This is a genomic window from Stenotrophomonas sp. (genome assembly GCF_031995405.1).
Classification (GTDB): domain Bacteria; phylum Pseudomonadota; class Gammaproteobacteria; order Xanthomonadales; family Xanthomonadaceae; genus Stenotrophomonas.
In genome coordinates this window covers 1-19,561 of record NZ_DAMAGC010000036.1, presented here as the reverse complement: position 1 = coordinate 19,561, position 19,561 = coordinate 1, and the positions used below count along the sequence as shown (strand labels likewise).

The 19,561-nt window shown below is 68.1% G+C and carries 17 protein-coding genes; 12 read left to right on the top strand and 5 right to left on the bottom strand.

Features of this window, described 5'->3' with window-relative positions:
* The first annotated feature begins 79 nt into the window (after positions 1-79).
* The 4 genes from mfd (at position 80) to RTO53_RS08820 (ending at position 5,475) form a co-directional block, all read left to right on the top strand.
* On the top strand, positions 80-3,547 hold the full coding sequence (gene mfd, locus RTO53_RS08835; RefSeq protein WP_312237436.1) for a transcription-repair coupling factor: 3,468 nt from the start codon (positions 80-82) through the stop codon (positions 3,545-3,547).
* A gap of 87 nt (positions 3,548-3,634) precedes the next feature.
* Complete coding sequence (locus RTO53_RS08830) at positions 3,635-4,156, top strand: hypothetical protein (protein WP_312237435.1); 522 nt, start codon at positions 3,635-3,637, stop codon at positions 4,154-4,156.
* Positions 4,157-4,209: 53 nt separating this feature from the next.
* Entirely contained in the window at positions 4,210-4,815 is a 606-nt protein-coding gene (locus tag RTO53_RS08825) for an HD domain-containing phosphohydrolase (RefSeq protein WP_312237434.1), read from the top strand.
* A gap of 78 nt (positions 4,816-4,893) precedes the next feature.
* A complete protein-coding gene (locus RTO53_RS08820) occupies positions 4,894-5,475 on the top strand; it encodes a hypothetical protein (RefSeq protein ID WP_312237433.1) in 582 nt (193 codons plus the stop codon).
* 164 nt (positions 5,476-5,639) lie between these two features.
* Here the strand turns inward: RTO53_RS08820 and RTO53_RS08815 are convergent, their stop codons facing one another.
* Positions 5,640-7,736 carry a M13-type metalloendopeptidase gene (locus tag RTO53_RS08815; RefSeq protein WP_312237432.1) on the bottom strand — a complete coding sequence of 699 codons (2,097 nt, stop codon included), beginning with the start codon at positions 7,734-7,736 and terminating at the stop codon, positions 5,640-5,642.
* 71 nt (positions 7,737-7,807) lie between these two features.
* Between RTO53_RS08815 and RTO53_RS08810 the strand changes: the two genes are divergently transcribed.
* A complete protein-coding gene (locus RTO53_RS08810; protein WP_312237431.1) occupies positions 7,808-8,272 on the top strand; it encodes a hypothetical protein in 465 nt (154 codons plus the stop codon).
* Between the two features lie 295 nt (positions 8,273-8,567).
* Here RTO53_RS08810 and gpmA read toward each other — a convergent pair whose 3' ends face one another.
* Together gpmA and RTO53_RS08800 are read right to left on the bottom strand one after the other, a co-directional pair.
* Positions 8,568-9,317, bottom strand: a complete 750-nt coding sequence (gpmA, locus tag RTO53_RS08805; RefSeq protein WP_312237430.1) for a 2,3-diphosphoglycerate-dependent phosphoglycerate mutase — start codon at positions 9,315-9,317, stop codon at positions 8,568-8,570.
* A gap of 99 nt (positions 9,318-9,416) precedes the next feature.
* The gene (locus tag RTO53_RS08800) at positions 9,417-10,433 is read right to left on the bottom strand and encodes a cation diffusion facilitator family transporter (RefSeq protein WP_312237429.1); all 1,017 of its coding nucleotides are present in this window, start codon (positions 10,431-10,433) and stop codon (positions 9,417-9,419) included.
* Between the two features lie 148 nt (positions 10,434-10,581).
* Here RTO53_RS08800 and RTO53_RS08795 point away from each other — a divergent pair, with 148 nt between their 5' ends.
* Both RTO53_RS08795 and RTO53_RS08790 read left to right on the top strand, forming a co-directional pair.
* Positions 10,582-12,006 carry a GGDEF domain-containing protein gene (locus RTO53_RS08795; RefSeq protein ID WP_312237428.1) on the top strand — a complete coding sequence of 475 codons (1,425 nt, stop codon included), beginning with the start codon at positions 10,582-10,584 and terminating at the stop codon, positions 12,004-12,006.
* A 129-nt stretch (positions 12,007-12,135) separates the two neighbouring features.
* Positions 12,136-13,266: a metallophosphoesterase gene (locus tag RTO53_RS08790; protein ID WP_312237427.1), complete on the top strand. Its 1,131-nt coding sequence runs from the start codon at positions 12,136-12,138 to the stop codon at positions 13,264-13,266.
* A 15-nt stretch (positions 13,267-13,281) separates the two neighbouring features.
* On the opposite strand, the gene RTO53_RS08785 is transcribed toward RTO53_RS08790, so the two are convergent.
* A complete protein-coding gene (locus RTO53_RS08785; protein ID WP_312237426.1) occupies positions 13,282-14,421 on the bottom strand; it encodes an acyl-CoA desaturase in 1,140 nt (379 codons plus the stop codon).
* A gap of 2 nt (positions 14,422-14,423) precedes the next feature.
* Complete coding sequence (locus RTO53_RS08780; protein WP_312237425.1) at positions 14,424-15,500, bottom strand: ferredoxin reductase; 1,077 nt, start codon at positions 15,498-15,500, stop codon at positions 14,424-14,426.
* A gap of 92 nt (positions 15,501-15,592) precedes the next feature.
* Here RTO53_RS08780 and fabR point away from each other — a divergent pair, with 92 nt between their 5' ends.
* The 5 genes from fabR (at position 15,593) to RTO53_RS08755 (ending at position 19,551) form a co-directional block, all read left to right on the top strand.
* On the top strand, positions 15,593-16,258 hold the full coding sequence (gene fabR / locus RTO53_RS08775) for an HTH-type transcriptional repressor FabR (protein ID WP_312237448.1): 666 nt from the start codon (positions 15,593-15,595) through the stop codon (positions 16,256-16,258).
* A gap of 156 nt (positions 16,259-16,414) precedes the next feature.
* Positions 16,415-17,086, top strand: coding sequence for a response regulator (locus RTO53_RS08770; RefSeq protein WP_312237424.1), 672 nt, complete (start codon positions 16,415-16,417; stop codon positions 17,084-17,086).
* A complete protein-coding gene (locus RTO53_RS08765; RefSeq protein ID WP_312237423.1) occupies positions 17,083-18,459 on the top strand; it encodes a sensor histidine kinase N-terminal domain-containing protein in 1,377 nt (458 codons plus the stop codon). The genes RTO53_RS08770 and RTO53_RS08765 overlap by 4 nt, the downstream gene beginning before the upstream one ends.
* 80 nt (positions 18,460-18,539) lie before the next feature.
* Positions 18,540-19,376, top strand: a complete 837-nt coding sequence (locus RTO53_RS08760) for an alpha/beta fold hydrolase (protein WP_312237422.1) — start codon at positions 18,540-18,542, stop codon at positions 19,374-19,376.
* Between the two features lies 1 nt (position 19,377).
* Positions 19,378-19,551: a hypothetical protein gene (locus tag RTO53_RS08755; protein ID WP_312237451.1), complete on the top strand. Its 174-nt coding sequence runs from the start codon at positions 19,378-19,380 to the stop codon at positions 19,549-19,551.
* Positions 19,552-19,561 lie beyond the last annotated feature (10 nt).

The window sequence follows — 19,561 nt, the reverse complement described above, 5'->3', positions numbered from 1 at the left end:
CGGCGTGGTGTGCACGGCAGGCGGCATTGCGCCGGGCTGACACGGCCGTGACCGCGCGGTCTGCTAAAATCGACGGTTCATGTCACGCACCTCCTATCCCGCACCGCCGCTGCCACGTTCCGGTCAGCTCCGCGCCTGGTGGCGCGCTCCCGCTTCGGCCACTGCGCTGGCGTGGTATGTCGCCCGTGCCGCCGAGGTCCATGACGGGCCGCTGCTGTTCATCGCGCGCGACAACCATACCGCCAACCAGATCGAAGCCGACCTGCGCACCCTGCTGGGCGGCGCCGCGGACCTGCCGGTGGTGGTGTTCCCGGACTGGGAAACCCTGCCCTACGACGCTTTCAGCCCGCATCCGGACATCATTTCCCAGCGCCTGGCCGCACTGCACCAGTTGCCCTCGCTCAAGCGCGGCATCGTGGTGGTGCCGGTGCAGACGCTGCTGCAGCAGCTGGCCCCGCTCAAGTACATCATCGGTGGCAGCTTCGACCTGAAGGTCGGCCAGCGCCTGGACCTGGACGCGGAGAAACGCCGCCTCGAAGCAGCCGCGTACCGCAACGTGCCGCAGGTGATGGACCCGGGCGATTTCGCCGTGCGTGGCGGCCTGCTCGACGTGTTCCCGATGGGCGCGCAGGCACCACTGCGGATCGAGCTGCTGGACGAGGACATCGACTCGATCCGCGCCTTCGACCCGGAAAGCCAGCGCTCGCTGGACAAGGTCGACGCGGTGCGGATGCTGCCCGGTCGCGAAGTGCCGCTGGACGACCTGAGCGTGTCGCGGGTGCTGGCCACCCTGCGTGAGCGCTTCGATGTGGATACCCGGCGCAGCGCGCTGTACCAGGATCTCAAGGCTGGGCTGGCCCCGGCCGGCGTCGAGTACTACCTGCCGCTGTTCTTCGACCAGACCGCCACGCTGTTCGACTATCTGCAGCCGAACGTGCTGCCACTGGTCGGCGTGGGCGTGGGCGACGCTGCGGCTGCCTTCTGGGCGCAAACCGGCAACCGCTATGAACAGCGTCGCCACGACGTGGAGCGCCCGCTGCTGGCGCCTTCGGAGCTGTACCTCAGCCCGGAAGCCCTCAGCGCGAAGCTCAATGCACTGCCACGCATCGAGATCTGGAACGCCGACCACCCGCGCATCGCCGACGCGCAGCCACTGGGCGACCAGCCGTTGCCGCCGCTGCCGGTGGCCGCGCGTGATGCACCGGCTGGCGAAGCGCTCAAGTCCTTCATCGGCCACTACCCGGGCCGGGTACTGATCGCCGCCGATTCCCCCGGCCGCCGCGAAGCGTTGCTGGAAGTGCTGCTGGCTGCCGAACTGAAGCCGCCGGTGGCAGTCGATCTGCCGACCTTCCTGGCCGATGCCACGACCCGCTTTGCGATCACCGTGGCGCCGCTGGAAGACGGCTTCGCGCTGGATGCGCCGCAGATCGCGGTGCTGACCGAGCGCCAGCTGTTCCCCGAGCGCGCCGGCACCACCCGTCGCAGCCGCCGTGTCGGCCGCGAACCGGAAGCGATCATCCGCGACCTGGGCGAGCTGACCGAAGGCGCCCCGATCGTCCACGAAGACCACGGCGTCGGCCGCTACCGTGGGCTGATCGTGCTCGATGCGGGCGGCATGCCCGGCGAATTCCTGGAGATCGAGTACGCCAAGGGCGACCGCCTGTACGTACCGGTCGCCCAGCTGCAGCTGATCAGCCGGTACTCCGGTGCCTCGGCCGAGACCGCGCCGCTGCATTCGCTCGGCGGCGAGCAGTGGACCAAGGCCAAGCGCAAGGCCGCCGAGAAAGTCCGCGATGTCGCTGCCGAACTGCTGGAAATCCAGGCCCGCCGCCGCGCGCGTGCCGGGCTGGCACTGCATGTGGACCGATCGATGTACGAACCGTTCGCGGCCGGCTTCCCGTTCGAGGAAACGCCCGACCAGCTCGCTGCGATCGATGCCACCCTGCGCGATCTCGCCAGCAGCCAGCCGATGGACCGGGTGGTCTGCGGCGACGTCGGTTTCGGCAAGACCGAAGTGGCCGTGCGCGCCGCGTTCGCCGCGGCCAGCGCGGGCAAGCAGGTTGCGGTGCTGGTGCCGACCACGCTGCTGGCCGAGCAGCATTACCGCAACTTCCGCGACCGCTTCGCCGATTGGCCGCTGCGCGTGGAAGTGCTGTCGCGCTTCAAGAGCACCAAGGAAATCAAGGCCGAGCTGGAGAAGGTGGCCGCCGGTACCATCGACGTCATCATCGGTACCCACCGCCTGCTGCAGCCGGACGTGAAGTTCAAGGACCTGGGCCTGGTGGTGGTGGACGAGGAGCAGCGCTTCGGCGTGCGCCAGAAGGAAGCGCTGAAGGCGATGCGCGCCAACGTGCACCTGCTGACCCTCACCGCCACGCCGATCCCGCGCACCTTGAACATGGCCATGGCCGGGCTGCGCGACCTGTCGATCATCGCCACCCCGCCGCCGAACCGGCTGGCGGTGCAGACCTTCATCACCGCCTGGGACAACGCGCTGCTGCGCGAGGCGTTCCAGCGCGAGCTGGCCCGTGGTGGCCAGCTGTACTTCCTGCACAACGATGTGGAAAGCATCGGCCGCATGCAGCGTGACCTGGCCGAACTGGTGCCCGAGGCGCGCATCGGCATCGCCCACGGGCAGATGCCCGAGCGTGAGCTGGAGCGGGTGATGCTGGACTTCCAGAAGCAGCGCTACAACGTACTGCTGTCGACGACGATCATCGAATCGGGCATCGACATCCCCAACGCCAACACCATCATCATCAACCGCGCCGACCGCTTCGGCTTGGCCCAGCTGCACCAGTTGCGTGGCCGCGTCGGTCGCTCGCACCACCGCGCCTACGCCTACCTGGTGGTGCCGGACAAGCGGGCGATGACCCCGGACGCGGAGAAGCGTCTGGACGCGATCGCCTCGATGGACGAGCTGGGTGCCGGTTTCACCCTGGCCACGCACGATCTGGAAATCCGCGGCGCCGGCGAACTGCTCGGCGAGGACCAGAGCGGGCAGATGGCCGAGGTTGGTTTCAGCCTGTATACCGAGCTGCTCGAACGCGCGGTGCGCAGCATCCGCCTGGGCAAGCTGCCCGACCTGGATGCCGGCGAAGAAGCGCGCGGCGCCGAGGTGGAGCTGCACGTGCCCGCCCTCATCCCGGACGACTACCTGCCCGACGTGCATACCCGTCTGACCCTGTACAAGCGCATCAGCAGCGCGCGCGATACCGATGCACTGCGCGAACTGCAGGTGGAGATGATCGACCGTTTCGGCCTGCTGCCGGATCCGGCCAAGCACCTGTTCGCGATCGCCGAACTCAAGCTGCAGGCCAACACGCTGGGCGTGCGCAAGCTGGAGCTGGGTGAAAACGGCGGACGCATCGTGTTCGAAGCCAAGCCGGCGATCGATCCGATGGCGGTCATCCAGATGATCCAGAAGCAGCCCAAGCTGTACACGATGGACGGCCCGGACAAGCTGCGCATCAAGCACCCGCTGCCGTTGCCCGAAGACCGCTTCAGCGCCGCCAAGGCATTGCTGCTGACGCTGTCGCCGCGCTGACGCGCCAGCACTTATTCCCCCGTGACCCTCCGCTTCTGCGGGCCGGAGGGTCTTTCCTGTTCATTGCCCGCGACAAGGAGAGTTGCTTTGAAACGATTCCACACCCTGCTGCTGGCCGCCGGCCTGGCCCTGCTCACTGCCTGCAGCGGCGGCGGCAGCGGCATGACCGCCAGCGAATACCTCACCGAAAACGTCGCCCTGTGGAACGGCACCGCCACTACGGTGCAGCAGTGGACCATCGGCCCGCGTGGTGAAGAACTGCAGAAGGCACTGGGCGAAGGCAAGGGCCTGGCCACGTTCAAATCCGGCCTGGAAGGCGCACGCGCGGAGATGAAGCAGTACCTGGGCATGATCGACCAGATGCCGCCGGCCGACGATGCCAAGGACGTGCACCAGAAACTGCGCACCTACGTGCAGAGCTCGGATGAAATGTTCGCCATCCTGCTGGAAATGGCTGCGCTGCCGGAAGGCTATGACAAGGCCCAGATCATGCCGCTGGCCGAGAAGCTGCAGGCCGTGGGCAACCGGATCGACGGCGAAATGCAGGCCCTGGACGCGGCCCAGGACGCGTACGCCAAGAAGCACGGCATCCAGCTGCAGCGGCATTGATTCCATCGTCTCCCGGCAGCATCCGCTGCCGGGAGACGCAGCAAGAAGTTCCCGTGATCGATTCCTCCCCGCTCCACCCCGGCCACGCGCTGGCCTGCTCCATCGATGCACTGTCGCTGTCACTGCAGCTGCGCGATGCCTACACCCGCCACCACTGCGACCGCGTCGGCCTGCTGGCCAGCGCGCTGGCCCGCCACTGCGGACTGGACCGGGCGCACTGCGATCGGATCGCACTGGCCGCCTGCTTCCACGACATCGGCAAGATCGGCATCCCCGACGAGGTGCTGCTCAGCAGCGGCCGCCACGACGACGCCGAGCAGGCGATCATGCGCCAGCACCCCGTGCACGGCGAACGCATTTTCCTGGCTACCGGTCGCAGCGATGCCGCCGACGTGGCGCAACTGATCCGCGCGCACCATGAAGCCTTCGACGGCAGCGGCTATCCCGACGGCCTGCGCGGTGAAAGCATTCCGCTGGGCGCACGCATCCTGACCCTCGTCGACGCCTGGGACGCGATGACCAGCGACCGCCCCTACCGGGGTGCGATGGACCCTGAGCGGGTCATGCGCATTCTCGAGGAGGCCGCCGGCGGGCTGGTCGACCCGTACCTGTTGGGCAGCTTCCAGGCACTGCTGCGACGCGCGCCGGCACTGGCCTGAACGGCGCGTGGGCTTGCATTGCCTGCTGCCGCGCGCGACGCTGTCGGCTCTCCGCTTCAATCCACAAGGACGCATCGCATGCAAGGAAACGCACCGCTTACCGCCACCGCGCTGGGCATTCTGCTGCTGGCACTGCCCCTGCTGGCCCAGGCCCAGGTGACCCGCCACGACAGCACCGGCAACCTGCAGCCGAGTCGGCAACTACCGTGCACGGCATTGAAGGGCATCACCCCTGCCGACTCTCCCGCCGACCAGATGGCCGCATTGCCACGCTGCCTGCAGGCCGGTCGCGACCGCGACGCCGCCGACCTGTTCACCATGGCCGGGGTATTCGCACACTTCGACAAGCAACGCGTCGCCGATGCCAGCGCCCACGATGCCTACAGCGCGTTGAAGGCCGGCGTGGCCGACAGCGTGGATGAAGTGCAGCTGGCGCGTTTCAACGCCGCGCTGGCCGAGCGCATGGCCGATCCGCAGGCCTACGTGGCTGAACTGTGTGGCGTCACCAGAACGATGGCGCCGCCGAGCTACACGCCCACCTACATGATGAGCCACGGCATGGCGGCGTTCACCGGCAAGGGCGGCGGGCTGGTGGCTGGTTTCGACCCGGTAGCCGCATGGAAGAACACGCGGAAAACGTATCTGAAGTGCGCTGACTGAAGCTGCTTGCGTAGCGGGGCATGTGTTCCTGCAGGGTCGCATCCCGATCGGACCCTACCGGCGGAGAACCCTGCGGTGGCCGGTGACACCACCGCCCGGCGACGTCCGAGGACACAAAAAACCCGGCTTGCGCCGGGTTTTTCGTTTCACTCAAGCGCGTGCGATCACCAGATCACGACACGCTTGTCGTCGGCGCGCACCATCGCATCGCCGGCCTTGCACTCGAACGCCTGCGCGTAAGCCGGCATGTTCGACGGTGCGCCGTTGGCGCGGAAATTGGCCGGGGCGTGCGGGTCGGTGTTCAGACGCACGCGCAGCTCGCCTTCGTTGAAGTTGCGGCGCCACACGGTGGCCCAGTTCATGAAGAAGCGCTGGTCCTGGCTGTGACCGTCCACGGCCACGTTGGCCTTGGGGTCTTCCTTCAACGCCATCTGCAGCGCGTCATAGGCCACGGTCAGGCCGCCGAGGTCGCCGATGTTCTCGCCCAGGGTCAGCTTGCCCTTCACCTTTACGCCCGGCAGCGACTCGTAACCGTCGAACTGCGCCACCAGCTGGTCGGTGCGGCCGGTGAAGGCCTTGCGGTCGCTGTCGGTCCACCAGTTGTCGAAGTTGCCGTTGGCGGCGAACTGGCTGCCCGAGTCGTCGTAGCCGTGCATCATTTCATGGCCGATCACCGCGCCGATGCCGCCGTAGTTCAGGGCCGGATCGGCCTTGGCGTCGAAGAACGGCGCCTGCAGGATCGCCGCCGGGAACACGATCTCGTTCTTGGTCGCGTTGTAGTAGGCGTTGACGGTCTGCGGGGTCATGCCCCACTCGGTCTTGTCCACCGGCTTGCCGATCTTGTCCAACATGTAGCGGTAGTTGAACGCGCGCGCGGCCTGCATGTTGCCCAGGTAGCTGTCGGCATTGGTTTCAAAGCCCGACCAGTCACGCCACTTGTCCGGGTAGCCGATCTTCGGGGTGAAGCTGGCCCACTTCTCAAGCGCCTTCTTGCGGGTGTCTTCGCCCATCCACTCCAGCTTTTCCAGGCGTGCCTTCAGCGCCACCGAGAGGTTCTCCACTAGGTGCTGCATCTGCACCTTGGAGTCGGCCGGGAACACCGCGTTCACGTACAGCTGGCCGAGGCCTTCGCCGATCGCGCCGTTGACCGATTCCAGCACGCGCTTCCAGCGCGGCTGCATTTCCTTCTGGCCGCGCAGGGTGGTGCTGTAGAAGTCGAAGTTGGCCTTCTCATACGCGCTGCTCAGGTACGGCGAGGCGTCATCGATGGTGTGGAAGCGCAGGTAGGCCTGCCAGGTGGCGGCCGGCACGTCGGCCAGCATCTTGTCCACTTCACCGAAGAACGCCGGCTGGGCCAGCGAGAACTTCTGCGCGGCCGGCACCTTGAGGGTGTCAAACAGCGCGGTCCAGCTGAAGTTCGGGGTGAGCTTGTCCGCCTCGGCGGCGCTGACCGGGTTGTAGCGCTTGGCCGGATCACGCAGTTCGATGCGCGACAGCGAGGCCTTGGCCAGGCGGGTTTCGAAATCCAGCACGGCCTTGGCCTGGGTCTTGGCCTGCCCGGCATCCACGCCGGACAGGGTCAGCACCTGCGCGATGTAGGCCACGTAGGCGTCGCGGATCTTGGCCTGCGTGTCGTCGACGTAATAGCCCTTCTCCGGCAGGCCGAGGCCACCCTGGCCGACATAGGCGATGACGTTGCCCGAGTCCTTGTAATCGGCATTGGCGAACAGCGAGAACAGCACGCCCTGGCCCTGGGCCTGGCTGTCGCGCAGGTACTGGGTGATGGCGGCGGTGTCGTTCAGTGCAGCGATCTTGTCCAGCTCCGGCTGCAGCGGGGTGATGCCGGCCGCTTCGATCTTGGCCTCGTCCGAACCGGTCTTCCAGATGTCGCCGATCTTGGCTTCCACCGAGCCGGCCTTGGGCGTGCCGGCGGCGGCCTGCTGGACCAGCGCGTGCTGCACTTCCAGCGAGCGCTCGCGCAGGATTTCGAAGCTGCCCCAGGTGGTCTGGTCGTTGGGGACCGGGTTGGCCTTGAGCCACTTGCTGTTGACGAAGCCGTTGAGGTCGGTACAGGCGGCGATGGACGGATCCAGGTCGGCGCTGTTGAGCGAGATCAGCGCGGTCTTGATCTGCGACATGTCAAAAGCCGGCTTGGCCGCCTCGGCAGTCGCGGCAGGCGCGGTGTCATGCTTGCCACAGGCCGCCAGCGAGGCAGCGATGGCGATGGTCAGGCCCAGCGGGACCAGGTTGCGGACGTTCATGGCGAGTCTCCAACGGCGAATCACCCAGCGTAGCCGCTGCGGCGACGGCGGGGACCGGCCAAAGGTCACAGGTGGCGGTGACCGGCGCACGCCTTGGAAACGTCGGTACCATTGCAAGAATGAAGCACCTCACACTTGCCACCACGCAGCCGGATCCGCTGCACCTGTACACCGGCGGCCTGGTCGGCGATGAACACCTGCCCGACGCCGTAGCCGCACAGATCGCGGCCGTGCCGCGCGCGCATCTGCTGGCCTGGTCCGCCGCGGAGGCCGGCCTCGTGGGGTTCAGCCAGAACGCGCAGAACCTGTTCCTGCCGTTTCCGCTGGTGGGCGCAGGCATCGGCATCATGAAACCGGCCAAGGCCCGTGGCTTCGTCACCCTGTTCGTGTCCACGGCCGGACAGCGCGTGATAAATGTTCTGGGCAGCCCCACGTTCCAGCAGGCGACGCTGGATGGATTGCTCGCGCACCAGAACGCGCTGGCCGCGCTGTTTGGCTGCAGTGTCACGGTGGAAGACTGGGGCTACGACTGCTGACGACGAACGTCAGCCGCCCCCGCCACCCCATGCGTGGCTGCGCGGTATCGGCCATCCCAGGTAGAGCCACGCCATGCGTGGCTGCGCGATATCGGCCATCCCAGGTAGAGCCACGCCATGCGTGGCTGCGCGAAACCGACCATCCCAGGTAGAGCCACGCCATGCGTGGCTGCGCGGTACCGGCCATCCCAGGTAGAGCCACGCCATGCGTGGCTGCGCAGCACCCGGCATCCCGGGCAGCCACCCATGGGGTGGCTCTACGACGCGAAAAGGCCGGCTTGCGCCGGCCTTTGGGTTACTTCGCTTTGCCCTGGTTCGCCACTGCTTCGGCGGCCTTGCGCGCCGCTTCCGGGTCGCCCAGGTAGCGGAACGACTGCACGCTGAGGTCATCGTTCAACTCGAACAGCAACGGGATGCCGGTCGGGATGTTGAGCTCCAGGATGGCGTCCTGCGAAACATGGTTGAGGTACTTGTACAGCGCGCGCAGCGAATTGCCGTGCGCGGTCACCAGCACCGTCTTGCCGTCCTTCAGCTGCGGGGCGATCGCATCGAACCAGTACGGCAGCACGCGGTCCAGCGTGGTGGCCAGCGATTCGGTGCCCGGCAGCGCGTTGCGGTCCAGGCCGGCGTAGCGGCGGTCGTGGATCGGGTGGCCCGGGTCTTCGATGTCCATCGCCGGCGGCGGGATGTCGTAGGAACGGCGCCAGATCTTGACCTGGTCCTCGCCATGCTTGGCCGCGGTCTCGGCCTTGTCCAGGCCCTGCAGGCCACCGTAGTGGCGCTCGTTCAGGCGCCAGCTCTTGCTGACCGGCAGCCAGTCCTGGTCCAGCTCGGCCAACGCACCCTGCAGGGTGTGGATGGCGCGCTTGAGCACCGAGGTGTGCGCCACATCGAACTGCAGGCCTTCTTCGCGCATCAGGCGGCCGGCGGCGGCGGCCTCGCGGCGGCCCTGTTCGGTCAGTTCCACGTCCACCCAACCGGTGAAGCGGTTGTCCAGGTTCCACTGGCTCTGGCCGTGGCGCAACAGTACGAGTTTCCGGGTCACTGCAGTATCTCCGACAGGTGGCAAGGCAGACCCGCATTGTAGCGGCAAGCCTGCCCTGCCCTGCACGGCGATCGCCGTCGCGTCGGCCGGCGCCCCGGTTCAGGGATGCGGATGCCCGTGATGGCCCTGCGCATCCGGACGCGCGCGGCGGCTGTCGGCAGGCGCGGCGTGGTCATGCCCATCGTCGTGATCGTGGCCAGCATGCGCGTTCACGGCCTTCGGACTGCCGACGCTGCAGCTGTCACCGCAATGATCCGCTTCGATCTGCAACGTCACATGTTCAATGCCGAACTGGTCGTGCAGCGTGGTGGTCAATGTGCGCCGCAGGCGGTCCGCATCCACCGCGTCGGCCATCACCACGTGCGCGGTGAGCGCTGGCGTGCTGGAGGCCAGCGCCCACACATGCAGATCATGCACGTCGACCACGCCGGGCTGCGCACCCAGCGCGGTGCGCACGGCGTTGAGGTCGGTGCCCTTGGGCACGCCTTCCAGCAGCACATTGATGGCCTCGCGCATCAATACCCAGGTGCGCGGCAGCACCCACAGGCCGATCAGCACCGCCAGGATGGGATCGATCGGCTTCCAGCCGGTCCAGCGGATCAGCAGCGCACCAATGATTACCGCGACCGAGCCGAGCATGTCCGCCCACACTTCCAGGTAGGCGCCCTTCACGTTGAGGCTTTCGCCACTGCCGGCACGCAGCAGACGCATGGAGATCAGGTTGATGCCCAGGCCGATCGCGGCGATCACCAGCATGCCGGTGGAGGCGATTTCCTGCGGCTGGCGGAAACGCGCCACCGCCTCCCACAGGATGTAGGCCGCCACCACGAACAACATGCCGCCGTTGATCATCGCGCCGAGTGCTTCCAGCCGGGCGTAGCCGTAGGTGCGCTTGGCATCGGGCGGGCGCCGGCTCAGCCGCACGGCGACCAGCGCGATCATCAGCGCCAGTGTGTCGGTGGCCATGTGCGCGGCATCGGACAACAGCGCCAGGCTGTTGGTCCAGAACGCGCCCACCACTTCCACCACCAGGAAGGTGGTGGTGAGGCCGAGGGCCCACCACAGCGGTTTCTCGTGGCGGATTTCGCTGGGCAGGTGATCGTGGTCGTGACCCATGAAGGTGTCTCCAGAACAATGTGCGCAGGTTAAGCAGGGTATCGCGCGGAGACTATTACACTTGGGCTGGCGTTCATTCTGTAACTTCATTACAGCGCCAGGCGGCCGCTAAGGTTCGACGGCCCCTGTGGCGGGAAGAGCAATCATCGTGGATATCGTTCCAAACCTGGATGAGGCCAGCCGTCCGCTGGCCGATGCCTGGCAGCAGACCCTGCTGGCGACCGGCGCCGACGCTGCCGCACTGCTGGCCGAGCTGGCCGCACAGTCGCCGCCGGACCTGGCCCATCACTTCTATGACGTGCTGCTGGAAGACCCGCGCGCCAGCCGCTTCCTGTCGCACGACCAGGTCCGCCTGCGGCTGAAACCGGCCATGCAGCGCTGGCTGACGCAACTGCTGACCGCCACCATCGACAGCATCCCGGCCCTGGTGGCCGCGCAGCGGGTGATCGGCGATGTGCATGCACGGGTGGGCATTCCGGTGGACCTGGTCACCCGTGGTGCGCGCGTGCTCAAGCAGCGCCTGTTCGAGCGCATCGTCGCGCACGCCCCCAGCAGCGCCATCGCCTTCGAGGCGATCAGCTGCCTGAGCGCCTCGGTGGATATCGCGCTGGAAGGCATGACCCTGGCCTACACCCATGCACGCGAGCGTTCCTCGCGCACCGATGCAGCCTACCGGCTGTTCTCGCTGGTGCAGAACGTCAGCACCGAACGCGAACGCCAGCGCGCCTTGCTGCTGGATTGGGAGAACGCGCTGCTGTACGCCATCGCCAGCCAGGCCACCGATGCCGATACCGTGGACCTGGCCCATTCCGAATTCGGCTTGTGGTTCACCCACAAGGGCATCCCCAGTTTTGGCGAGAGCAGCGAGACGGCGCAGGTAAGCGCGTTGATCGCACGCGTGGACGCGCAACTGCATGCAGCGCTCGCGCGTGCCGACCTGCCGACGCGGTTCAGCGGGCTGCAGGGCATCCGCGAGCAGCTCGCGCGTATCCGCACCCTGATGAGCATGCTTTTCGAGCGCATCGGCGAACTCGACGCCGGCAGTGACGCACTGACCAACCTGCTCAACCGGCGGTTCCTGCCCACGGTGCTGCGCCGTGAGATCGAGCTGGCAAACTCGGCGCACACGCCGTTCTCGGTACTGCTGCTGGATCTGGATCACTTCAAGGCGATCAACGATACCCACGGCCACGATGGCGGCGACCGCGCCCTGCAGCATGTGGCCGCGCTGCTGGGCCAGCTCACCCGCGGCAGCGATTACCTGTTCCGCTATGGCGGCGAAGAATTCGTGGTGGTGCTGGTGGCCGCCAATGCCGCGCAGGCCGAGGTGATCGCCGAGAACCTGCGCCGACAGATCGCGCAGACACCGGCGCCGCTGGCCAACGGCAGTACCCTGGCGCTGACCGCCAGCATCGGCGTGGCCGCCCATGACGGCCATCCGGATTACGAGCGGCTGATGGCCCGCGCCGACGCGGCGATGTACCAAGCCAAGAAGCGCGGCCGCAACCGCGTGGTGCTGGCCAGCGACGACCTGCCCGATGCGCCCGGTCGGCAGGCGCTGCAGCGCGGCTGAGTGGGCGCGAGCCGCCTGTTGCGGCACACCGACCGGTACCAACGGCGCATGCCGGGCGCGGCGCGAGCGGCGTAGGATCACGACGCGGGCATTGGCCTGCGTCGTTGCCGCTGCCCAAGGAACCCGTCGATGCCGTCCCGTCCTTCATCGCACCTGCCGTGCGCCCTGCTGTGCTCGGCCCTGTTGCTGAGCGCCTCCGCCACCGCCCGCGACGTGGCGCAACCGGCGGGGCACGTGGAGGCCGATGGCCCCTACGTGTTCCGCACCGACACGGGCCTGCAGGCGCAGTGGGTGTGCAACGACCACGTGGTGCGCCGTGATCTGCCAGCGCGCGGGACCGCCACCGTGGTCGCCCCCGAATGCGGTTACCCGCACGCGGTGAGCGTGCTGCCGCCACGCACCGCCGAGGTCGCGCAGTACCCGGCCACGCCGCGCATCGTCGCGTTGTCGGACATCCACGGCCAGTACGACCTACTGGTGACGCTGCTGCGTGCCCACCACGTCATCGACGCGCAGGACCACTGGGCCCTCGGCGATGCCACGCTGGTGGTGGCCGGCGATGTGTTCGACCGTGGACCGCAGGTGACCGAGGCGTTCTGGCTGCTCTACGGCCTGCAGCAGCAGGCCAGCGCGGCCGGGGGCGCGGTGCACTTCGTGCTCGGCAACCACGAGACGATGGTGCTGTACGACGACCTGCGCTACGTCAACCCGAAGTACCTCAGGAGTGCGCAGCTGCTGGGACGTTCGTATCCGGCGCTGTACGGCGCCGATTCGGTGATCGGCCAATGGCTGCGCACCCGCCCCGTGCTGCTGAAGATCGGCAACACGCTGTTCCTGCACGGTGGCATCGCGCCGGAGAACCTGGACCTTGTGCACGCCATGGACACCACCAACGCCACCTACCAGGCCTCGGTCGGGCTGCCGCGCGAGCAGGTCAAGGCCGCGCCGGACAGTGCACGCCTGTTCGACGGCAAGACCAGTCCGACCTGGTACCGCGGCTACTTCGACGGCCGCATGGATACCGCCCAGGTGCAGGCGCGGCTGGAACAGTTGCAGCTCAAGCGCATCGTGGTCGGCCACACCTCGATGCGGCACGTAAGCAGCTTCCACGGCGATCGCATCATCGCCATCGACAGCAGCATCAAGAAAGGCGAGAACGGCGAGCTGCTGTTCATCGAGAACGGCACCCTCAGCCGCGGCCTGCTGGACGGCACGCGGGTGCCGCTGGCCGAAGGCAGGATGGAACCGGACGACGACTGAGTCGTCGTCCGCCGCTCAGCCCTGCTGCACGTGTACCTGCGGCGGGGCACCGGCTGGCAGCGCGCGCACCCGCCCCGGCTTGCTCGGGAAAGCGTGGCGCACGATCCGCCACATCACCTGGCCGAACTGTTTCGGCAGCGAGCCGGTGTTGTAGTGCTGGCCATAACGCGTGCAGATCGCCTTCACTTCCACGGCGATGTCGGCGTAACGGTTGGCCGGGATGTCCGGGAAGAAGTGATGCTCGATCTGGTGGCTGAGGTTGCCCGACAGGACGTTCATCAGCTTGCCACCGGTCAGGTTGGATGAGCCACGCAGCTGGCGCAGGTACCAGTGGCCGCGGCTTTCATCGCGCACGCATTCCTTGGGGAAGGTTTCGGCATCGGCGGTGAAGTGGCCGCAGAAGATGATCACGTAGGTCCACACGTTGCGGATCACGTTGGCCACCACGTTGCCCAGCAGCACCGGCAGGAAGAACGGGCCGGCCAGCGCCGGGAACAGCAGGTAGTCCTTGAACATCTGCTTGCCGATCTTGCGGCCCACCGGACGCGCCTGCGCACGCAGCTGCTTGAAGGTCATCTTGCCGGCGAACCAGCGGCCCACGCGCAGGTCCTGGATGGCGATGCCCCATTCGAACAGCAGCGCGAACACCACCGCCACCACCGGCTGCATCAGGTAGAACGCACGCCAGCGCTGTTCGGGGAAGATGCGCAGCAGGCCATAGCCGATGTCATCGTCCAGGCCACGTACGTTGGTATAGGTGTGGTGGCGGAAGTTGTGGGTCTTGCGCCAGTTGTCGGCGGTGCCGACGATGTCCCATTCGTAGGTGCTGCCCTGCAGTTGCGGGTCGCCCATCCAGTCGTACTGGCCATGGATGACGTTGTGCGCCAGCTCCATGTTCTCCAGGATCTTGGACAGCGCCAGCAGCACCACGCCGGCGATCCACGCCGGGACCAGCACGCTATGCACGAACGCACCGAGGAACAGCAGCGCGCGGCCGGCCACGCCGGTCCAGCGCACCGCGGCGACCACGCGACGGATATAACGCGCATCGGCACTGCCGAGCGTGGCCAACTGGCGCGCACGCAGGGCATCGAGTTCATCGCCGAAGGCGTGCAGTTCAGCGGCGGAAAGCGCGCGGTTCTGGACGGAAGACATGGTCAGAGCTCCAGGATCAGGTCGGTGCTGGCGCTGTTGACGCACAGCTTCACTTGCGTGGCCGGTTCATCGGCGTACTCGCCGGTAAGCGTATGGCGGGTGACACCGGATGCCTTGCCGCACGCACAGGTATTGCAGATGCCCATGCGGCAGCCGCTGGCCGGGCGCAGGCCTTCGGCCTCCAGCGCCTGCAGCAGCGAGGTGCCGCGCGGCAGCGACAGGGTGCGGCCGCTGCGACGCAGCTCCACCTGCACGGTACCGGTTTCCGCATCGGGCAATACCGGCGGGGTGAAGGCTTCGGACTGCAGCGTGGCAACCTGCTCGTGCAGGCGTGCACGCGCGGCATCGACGAAGCCGCCGGGGCCGCACACCAGCACCTGCGCGGCACGCAGATCGCCCAGCGCATCAAACGCGAACGCGTCCACGCGCGGTGCGGGCGCAACCGGATCACGGGTCAATGCCAGGTGCATGCGCAGGGTCGGGTGGCGCGCGGCGAGCGCGGCCAGTTCGTCGGCAAAGCAGAGTTCCTCGCGACGCCGCGCCCAGTACACCAGGTCGACCTGCGCCGGCATGTCGGCCGCATCGAGCTGGCGCAACAGCGCGCGCATCGGGGTGATGCCGCTGCCGGCGGCAAGCAGCAGCAGGCGCTGGCCGGCAGCCGGCCCCAGGGTCATCTCGCCGAAGGCCTGTCCAAGTTCGAATGCCTCACCGATGACCGCATGGCGGGCCAGATGCTGGCTGACCTTGCCGCCTTCGATCGCCTTGACCGTGATCGCCAGCGTGCCGTCGGCCAGCCGCGTCGGGCTGTAGCTGCGCGACAGCCGGCGGCCATCGACGTCCACGCCGAGGGTGACGTGCTGGCCCGGCTGCAGCCCGCGGAAATGCCGGTTGGGCCGCAGGATCAGGGTGACCGCGTCGGCACTGGCGGTCTCGCGGGACAGCAGCCGGGCGCGGGCGCGGCGCAGGGTCCACAGCGGGTGCAGGCGGCCGGCCCAGAAGTCGAACAGTTCCTCGGACACCCAATGACGGGGCGCGATCGGGTTGCGGCGACGGGACGGGGGGCGGGGATGAGCACTCATGGCCCAACTATACGCACGCGCATACATGCGTGTATACACTTGTATATTGAACGGACGGGCTATGATTCAGGGACTTGACCGCCCTGCCCCCGATGACCTCCCCAGACCTGCCCCTTCCCGCTGCCGACGACGCCCATCCGGCGCGCAAGACCGCGATCTCGCGCGACGACCTGCTGGCCGCCGCGCTGGCCCTGATCGGCCCGCACCGCAGCGTGTCCACGCTGAGCCTGCGCGAGGTGGCACGCGAGGCCGGGATCGCGCCCAATTCGTTCTACCGCCAGTTCCGCGACATGGACGAGCTGACCGTGGCGCTCATCGACCTGGCCGGGCGGTCGCTGCGCACCATCATCGGCGAGGCCCGCCAGCGCGCGGCCTCGTCCGAGCGCAGCGTGATCCGGCTGTCGGTGGAGACCTTCATCGAGCAGCTGCGCGCCGACGACAAACTGCTGCACGTGCTGCTGCGCGAAGGCAGCGCCGGCTCGGATGCGTTCAAGCACGCGGTGGACCGCGAGCTGAACTACTTCGAAGACGAGCTGCGGGTGGACCTGATCCGCCTGGCCGCGGCCGATGGCGGGGCCGTGCTGCACGAACCGGCGCTGGTCTCCAAGGCGATCACCCGCCTGGTGTTCGCGATGGGCGCCACCGCCGTGGACCAGCCGCCAGAGAAGGATGCGGAACTGATCGAGCAGGTCTCGCAGATGCTGCGCATGATCATCACCGGGGCGCGCACGATCGCGGGAAACCCGCCGACGCGGTGATCGCGACACCCGCTGCAGCGCCATGGCTGAACGCTCGGCCAGCGCGGGCGCGCCCGGCTCGACTGCTCACGCCCCGGCGCACCCGCCGGGCGGTACGCTTCGCGATCTCAGGACCCGTCGCAGCGGCGGCGGGGACCCGGTCACTGGAGCCCGACCTTGCGCGTACTCATCGCCGAAGACGACCCGGACATCGCCTCCGGCCTGTGCGCCTCGCTGCGCCGCCAGGGCCATGTGGTGGACCACGTGGACAACGGTGCGCATGCCGACGCGGCACTGGGCGCCACCGCCTACGCCCTGCTGGTGCTGGACCTGGGCCTGCCGCAGATGGAGGGCCAACAGGTACTGCAACGCCTGCGCCAGCGCGGCGACGGGCTGGCGGTGCTGGTGGTCACCGCGCGCGACGGCCTGGCCGAACGCGTGCGCACGCTGGACCTGGGCGCGGACGATTACCTGGTCAAGCCGTTCGCGCTGGATGAGTTCGAGGCGCGGGTGCGCGCGCAGCTGCGCCGGGTCACCAGCAACGGCACCCCGGAACTGCGCATCGGCCCGCTGCGGCTGGACCTCACCGGGCGCCGGGTCTGGATCGGCGATGAGCCGCTGGAACTGACCGCGCGCGACTTCGGCCTGCTTTCCGCGCTGGCCGTGCGCCCGGACCGCATCGTCTCGCGCGGGCAACTGGTGGAGGCGCTGTGCGACTGGGGCCAGGACCTGACCGACAACGGCCTGGACATCGCCCTGCACCGCCTGCGCCGCAAGCTGCAGCCCGGCGGCATGGGCATCCGCACCGTGCGCGGGCTGGGTTACATGCTGGAAGAGACCACGCCGTGATGCGCGGCCGCCCCAGCCTGCGCCGGCGCCTGCTGGCCTTCCTGGCGCTGCCGATGCTGATCCTGCTCACGCTCAATGCGTTCCTCACCTATTACATCGCACTGGACTATTCCAACCGCATCCACGACCGCAACCTGACCGACGACACCCACTCGTTCGCGCAGATGCTCAGCACCATGCCGGTCACCAGCGACCTGTCGCCACAGGCGCGCTTCCTGATCGAGTACGACCCCGACGGCCACCGCTATTTCAACGTGGACAGCAGCCGCCATGGCACGCTCAGCGGCAACGCCGATTTCAGCGGCTATGCGCCCTCGCAGGAATGCAGCGGCCCGCCGTCCATGCTGTACAACGGCGAGCTCAACGGCCAGCAGGTACGCATGGCCACGGTCTGCACGCAGGCATTGAACGACCCCGGCGACCAGCTCGCGGTCACCGTGGCCGAGACCATGGCCGACCGCCGCCACCGCGCGCAGGAAATCCTGATGCTCACCGTGCCCCTGATGACCTCGCTGATCGTGTGCATGACCGCGCTGGTGTGGTTCGGAGTAACCCGTGGCCTGCGCATCCTCACGCCGCTCACCCAGCGCCTGGCGCAGCGCGAAGCGGAGCTGACCCCGATCTCCGATGCCGACGTGCCCGAAGAGATCCAGCCGTTGATCAGCACCATCGACGGCCTGATCGCGCGGCAGTCGGAGATGATCGCGCAGCAGAACCGCTTCATCGCCGATGCCGCGCACCAGCTGCGCTCGCCCTTGACCGGCATGGGCCTGCATGTCGAGCAGGCGCTGGCCCATGACGATCCGCAGTCCGTGCGCGAGGCGCTGCAGCACATCCGCCGGCTCAACCAGCGCACCACCCGGGTCAGCACCCAGCTGCTGGCGCTGGCCCGCGCGCAGGCGGTGCCCGACGCGTTGCAGCCGCTGGAACTGGGCACCCAGGTGCCGCATTGGGTCGGCGCGCGCGTGCCCGACGCGATCCGCGCCGGGGTCGACCTCGGCTATCGCAGCGATGCCGGCCCCTGGTGGGTGGAGGGCAACGCCGCGCTGCTGCAGGAGGCGGTGGACAACCTGATCGACAACGCGCTGCGCTACGCCGGCCAGGGCGCCACGGTCAGCGTCGGCCTGCAGCTGCATGCCGGCGAGGTGGAGCTGTACGTCGAAGACAACGGCCCGGGCGTACCCACCGAGGTGATGCCGCGGCTTGGCGAACGCTTCTTCCGCGCGCCCGGCAACGGCGAAACCGGCACCGGCCTGGGCCTGGCCATCGCGCGGGCGGCGGTGGACCACATGGACGGGCGCATCGCCTACGTCAACGTCGCGCGCGGCGGGCTGAAGGTCTCCATCCGGATTCCGCGCCTGAAGCGCGGATGACCCATGCCGGTCGGATGAAAGGCTGGCGAAAACCCGGATTGCGATCCTGCACGCCCAGATGACGTGCCGGAGCCAACCAGGTGACTGCCTCCCATGAGTTCTTCTACCCCGGCGGCCCGCAGGGCGTGCTGCTCATCCATGGCCTGACCGGCACCCCCGCCGAAATGCGGGTGCTGGGCAAGGGCCTGCACGCGGCCGGGTTCACCGTGCACGGGGTGCAGCTGCCCGGCCACTGCGGCAGCGTCGAGGACCTGCTGCAGGCGCGCTGGGAAGAATGGTACGACGGCGTCGAAAAGGCGGCCGACGCGCTGCGCGGACGCGTCGATCGGTTGTTCGTCGGCGGCCTGTCGATGGGCGCGGTGCTGGCGCTGGCGCTGGCCGCGCGACGTCCCGGGTGGGTCGATGGCGTGGGCGTGTACGGCGCGACGTTCCGCTACGACGGCTGGAACATCCCGGCGGTGGCGCGGCTGTCGTTCCTGCTGCCGTGGTTCAAGCGGCTCGGCATCGGCCGCGACCGCATGTTCATGGAGGAGCCGCCGTATGGCCTGCGCGACGAGCGCCTGCGCGCGCAGGTGAGCGCGGCGATGCTGTCCGGCGACAGTGCCGCCGCCGGCCTGCCCGGCAACCCGTGGCATGCGCTGGCGGAGATGCGCGCGTTGTCGCACTGGACCCGCCGCCATCTGCACCAGGTCACCGCGCCGTGCCTGGTGGTGCATGCGCGCGAGGACGACGTGGCCAGCCTGGGCAATGCCGAACTGGTGGTGTCGCGCGTGCGTGGCCCGACCGAACTGGTGGTGCTGGACGACAGCTACCACATGATCACCATCGACCGCGAACGCCGCGAGGTGATCCGCCGCAGCGCGGCGTTCTTCAACGCCGTGGCCGCCGGTGGGTCGAACCTGTCGGAGGTGGCCTGAGATGGGATCGCTGGCGATCACCCTGTGGCTGGTCAACGTGGTGCTCGATACCGGCGGCCAGCTCGCCTTCAAGGCCGCCGCCACCGACCCGCAGGACGGCGAAGGCCTGCAGCGCTGGCGGCACATGGCCGCCCGCCCGTGGCTGTGGCTGGGCATTGCCTTCTACGTGCTGTAATTCGCCGCCT

Bases quoted from the DNA above. Each gene is read 5' to 3' on its own strand.
- RTO53_RS08785 (WP_312237426.1), bottom strand. From the start codon at position 14,421: ATGTCTTCCGTCCAGAACCGCGCGCTTTCCGCCGCTGAACTGCACGCC.
- RTO53_RS08820 (WP_312237433.1), top strand. From the start codon at position 4,894: ATGCAAGGAAACGCACCGCTTACCGCCACCGCGCTGGGCATTCTGCTG.
- RTO53_RS08780 (WP_312237425.1), bottom strand. From the start codon at position 15,500: ATGAGTGCTCATCCCCGCCCCCCGTCCCGTCGCCGCAACCCGATCGCG.
- RTO53_RS08790 (WP_312237427.1), top strand. From the start codon at position 12,136: ATGCCGTCCCGTCCTTCATCGCACCTGCCGTGCGCCCTGCTGTGCTCG.
- mfd (WP_312237436.1), top strand. From the start codon at position 80: ATGTCACGCACCTCCTATCCCGCACCGCCGCTGCCACGTTCCGGTCAG.
- fabR (WP_312237448.1), top strand. From the start codon at position 15,593: ATGACCTCCCCAGACCTGCCCCTTCCCGCTGCCGACGACGCCCATCCG.
- RTO53_RS08800 (WP_312237429.1), bottom strand. From the start codon at position 10,433: ATGGGTCACGACCACGATCACCTGCCCAGCGAAATCCGCCACGAGAAA.
- RTO53_RS08815 (WP_312237432.1), bottom strand. From the start codon at position 7,736: ATGAACGTCCGCAACCTGGTCCCGCTGGGCCTGACCATCGCCATCGCT.
- RTO53_RS08755 (WP_312237451.1), top strand. From the start codon at position 19,378: ATGGGATCGCTGGCGATCACCCTGTGGCTGGTCAACGTGGTGCTCGAT.